The 4005-nt window shown below is 72.8% G+C and carries 4 protein-coding genes; 1 reads left to right on the top strand and 3 read right to left on the bottom strand.

What is annotated here, in order from left to right; all coding sequences use genetic code 11:
* On the bottom strand, positions 1 to 1932 hold a 1932-nt coding region (locus B7767_RS14150; RefSeq protein WP_085572501.1), incomplete at its 3' end, for a GNAT family N-acetyltransferase.
* A gap of 199 nt (positions 1933 to 2131) precedes the next feature.
* On the opposite strand from B7767_RS14150, the gene B7767_RS14140 reads away from it, so the two are divergent.
* Positions 2132 to 2413, top strand: a complete 282-nt coding sequence (locus tag B7767_RS14140; RefSeq protein WP_085572500.1) for an HPr family phosphocarrier protein — start codon at positions 2132 to 2134, stop codon at positions 2411 to 2413.
* Positions 2414 to 2549: 136 nt separating this feature from the next.
* On the opposite strand, the gene B7767_RS14135 is transcribed toward B7767_RS14140, so the two are convergent.
* Both B7767_RS14135 and B7767_RS14130 read right to left on the bottom strand, forming a co-directional pair.
* Positions 2550 to 3245 (bottom strand): GntR family transcriptional regulator, encoded by a 696-nt coding sequence (locus tag B7767_RS14135; protein ID WP_085572499.1) that lies wholly within the window; start codon positions 3243 to 3245, stop codon positions 2550 to 2552.
* Between the two features lie 180 nt (positions 3246 to 3425).
* Positions 3426 to 4005 (bottom strand): M23 family metallopeptidase (locus B7767_RS14130; RefSeq protein WP_085572498.1); only part of this gene is annotated, 580 nt, incomplete at its 5' end.

Below are 4005 nucleotides of genomic sequence, written 5' to 3'. Positions count from 1 at the left end.
GGCCGTGTCCGGCCGGGGCGGCGGGGCGGGGGTCGTGTCCGCTCGCGGCTGCGGTGTCTGCGGGGCCGTGCTCGTGGCGGCCGACAACGCCTCCGCGAGGCCGCCCAGTTCCACGTGGACCACCAGGACGGGTTTGGACGGGGTCGCGGCGGCGGCCGAGCGCAGGGCCTGCGCCAGGGCCGCGTCGCCGACCGAGCCCTCCCCCACCGCCGGGATCGCGGTCACGACGACCGCGTCGTTCGTGTCGTCGGCCAGCGCGTGGGACAGCGCCGCGTGGAAGTCCGCGGCCGAGGCGGCGGTGGTGAGGTCCAGCGGGCGGTGCGGACGCAGCCCCTCGGCGAGGCAGGCGTCGTAGGTGAGCAGGCCCAGGGACTCGGAGTTGCCGAGGATCGCCACCCGGGGTCCGGCCGGCAGGGGCTGGCGGGCGAGCAGCAGGCCCGTGTCGACCAGCTCGGTGATGGTGTCCACGCGGATCACCCCGGCCTGCCGCAGCAGCGCGGACACCGTCGCGTGGGGCAGCCGGGTCGCCCGTACGGCGTGTCCCCGGGGCCCCGCTCCGTGGCGTGCGCCCTGGACCACGACCAGCGGCTTCGCCGCCGCGGTGCGCCGGGCGAGGCGGGTGAACTTGCGGGGGTTGCCGATGGACTCCAGGTACATCAGGGCGACGTCGGTGTCGGGGTCCTCGTACCAGTACTGCAGGACGTCGTTGCCGGAGACGTCGGCCCGGTTGCCGGACGACACGAAGGTGGACACGCCCGTGACGCCGGTGACGCCGCCGCCGCGCCGGTGCAGGCGGGACAGCAGGGCGATGCCGATGGCGCCGGACTGGGCGAACAGTCCGATCCGGCCGGGCCGGGGCATCTCCGGGGCGAGGGAGGCGTTCAGTCGCACGTCGGGCGAGGTGTTGATGACGCCGAAGGCGTTGGGGCCGATGATCCGCATGCCGTACGAGCGCGCCTGCCGTACGAGGGCGCGCTGGCGTTCGCGGCCGTCGGGGCCGGACTCGGCGTATCCGGCGGAGACGACGACGAGCCCCTGCACGCCGTGCTCGCCGCACTCGGTGACGATCTCGGGGACCCGCTCGGCGGGCACCGCGACGACCGCGAGGTCGACGGGCCCGTCGATGTCCCGCACCGAGCGGAACGCGGCCACCCCGCCGAGTTCCTCCTCCCCTTCCCCCAGAGCCTTGTTCACGGCGTACAGCCGGCCGGTGAACCCGGTGTCCCGCAGGTTGTCGAGGACGCTGCGGCCCACGCCGCCGGGGGCGCGGCCGGCGCCGACGACGGCCACCGAGCCGGGGGCGAGCAGCCGCTGCACCGAGCGTGCCTCGGCGCGCTGTTCGCGCGCGTACTGCACGGCCATGGAGCGGTCGGTGGGTTCGAGGCCGAACTCCAGGCGGACGACGCCGTCCTCGAAGCTGCGCTTCTGGGTGTACCCGGCGTCGGTGAACACCTTGATCATCTTGTTGTTGGCGGGCAGCACCTCGGCCGCGAACCGGCGGATGCCGCGCTCCCGCGCGACGGCGCCGATGTGTTCGAGGAGGGCGGAGGCGACGCCCCGGCCCTGGTGGGCGTCCTGGACGAGGAAGGCGACCTCGGCCTCGTCGGCCGGTGCCGACGCGGGCGTGCCGTCGGCGCCGATCCGGTCGTAGCGTACGGTGGCGATGAACTCGCCGCCGATGGTGGCCGCGAGTCCCACCCGGTCCACGAAGTCGTGGTGCGTGAAGCGGTGGACGTCCTTGGCGGACAGGCGAGGGTAGGGCGCGAAGAAGCGGTAGTACTTCGACTCGTCCGACACCTGCTCGTAGAAACTGACCAGGCGCTCGGCGTCATCGACGGTGATGGGGCGGATGCGCGCGGTGCCGCCGTCGCGCAGCACCACGTCGGCTTCCCAGTGGGCGGGATACTCGTGCCGGTCCGACGAGGTCTGCATGGGCCCCAGAGTACGGCTCGCGTACGACAACGGCGCGAGGCAGTCTGTGGTGGACGACAGCCGGGCCGAGGCCGCGGTCCGGCTGTCACCGGGAGCGGGAGCGGATGCCCCTTCGGGCACGTTCCCGGCACGTTCCGGGCATGCTTCACGATGTGGGAAACTGGTCTAGACAACCCTGAACAGCGAAGGGCAGCAACACATGGCTGAGCGCCGCGTCAACGTCGGCTGGGCCGAGGGTCTCCACGCCCGCCCCGCCTCCATCTTCGTCCGAGCCGCCACGGCCGCAGGCGTCCCGGTGACGATCGCCAAGGCCGGGGGCGGCCCCGTCAACGCGGCCTCCATGCTGGCCGTCCTGAGCCTGGGCGCCCAGGGCGGCGAGGAGATCGTCCTCGCCTCCGACGCCGAGGGCGCGGACGCCGCCCTGGACCGTCTGGCGAAGCTGGTCTCCGAGGGCCTCGAGGAACTCCCCGAGACCGTCTGAGAACGCGATACCGAAAGGCCCGCCCGGACCACCGGGCGGGCCTTTCGCTTTCCCCCTCCACGGGCAGCTTTTCCCTTTCGCGGGCAGCAGAAAAACCCCCCGATAAATGCTCTCTCTTTTGTATACGGCACCCGTGTTAATGCCGAATGCTCGGCATGTTTACGGCATGTTGCGAGTTCCTCACACGGTCCGCGCGGCCGGCGCCGGAGGCGAAACGCAGGCGGTGCCCGGCGCTCGCGCGCTCGGTGTGCAGCGCCGTGACGGACCGCGCGCGGTCGCCGTCACCGCGCGCCACGGCGTCCACGATCACGCCGTGCTCCGCCCAGTACTCGACGGGGTCGGCCGGTCCCTCGGCGGCGTACATCCAGGCGATCTTGTGCCGCAGCTGGGTCAGTGCCGAGGTCAGTGCCGGGCTGCCGGTGGCCTGGGCGAGCGTCTCGTGGAACCAGCCGCTCAGGGAGCGCAGGTCGTCGCTGTTGCCCTGGCGGGCGCGTTCCTGCCCCAGCCGGACCAGGCCGCGCAGCACCTTCAGATGGGCCTCGGTGCGGCGCTGGGCCGCGCGGGAGGCGCCGAGCGGCTCGAGGAGCATGCGCATCTCCAGCAGATCGGCGGCCTCCTGCTCGGTGGGTTCCGCGACGCACGCGCCCGCGTGCCGCCGGGTCACCACGAATCCCTCGGCCTCCAGCGTGCGCAGCGCCTCCCGGACGGGGACGCGGGAGACACCGTAACGGCGGGCGAGCACTTCCTCGGTGAGCCGGCCGCCGCGCTCGTGGACACCCGCGACGATGTCGTCCCGGATCGCCGTGCACACCGAGTGCGCGGGAATACGCATGACGAACCTCCGGCTTAATCCCCGTGAAACGTCGACGATTGACGTGTGTTCCGCGACTCTATTGCAATCGGCGGGAATTCACGACGGCGGACCGGAATCCATACATATTTTTTGGACAGGCGACGCCCGGAAACACCGGTGCCCCGGCTCGGGGAGCCGGGGCACCGGGAAGCGAGTGGGTCAGAGGTTCACGCCGTGCGCGCGGAGGTAGGCGACGGGGTCGAGGTCGGAGCCGTAATCGGCGCCCGTGCGGGCCTCGAAGTGCAGATGCGCGCCCGTGACGTTGCCGGTGGCGCCGGAGAGGCCGATCTGCTGCCCGGCGGCGACCTGCTGGCCCACCGAGACGCCGATGGACGACAGGTGGGCGTACTGGGTGTACGTGCCGTCGTGCATCTTGATGACGACCTGGTTGCCGTACGAGCCGCCCCAGCCGGCCTCGACGACGGTGCCGACGCCGACCGACTGGACGGGGGTGCCGCTCGCGGCGTGGAAGTCGACACCGGTGTGGCTGCCGGAGGACCACAGCGAGCTGCCGGCCTGGTAGCTGGTCGAGACGTACGAGCCGGGGATCGGGGAGACGAAGGTGTTGAGGCGCTCGCGCTCGGCCTCCCGCGCGGCACGCTCCTTCTCCGCGCGGGCCTCCTCGGCGGCCTTGGCGGCCTTCTCCCGCGCGGCCTCCTCGGCGGCCTTGCGCGCGGCGGCCTCGGCCGCCTCCCGGGCGGCCTCGTGCTGGGCGGCCGCCTGGGCGTCGATCCGGTCG

Origin of the sequence: Streptomyces sp. 13-12-16 (assembly GCF_002114215.1) — a bacterium.
Taxonomy (GTDB): domain Bacteria; phylum Actinomycetota; class Actinomycetes; order Streptomycetales; family Streptomycetaceae; genus Streptomyces.
This window is presented reverse-complemented; position numbering and strand designations above follow the sequence as displayed.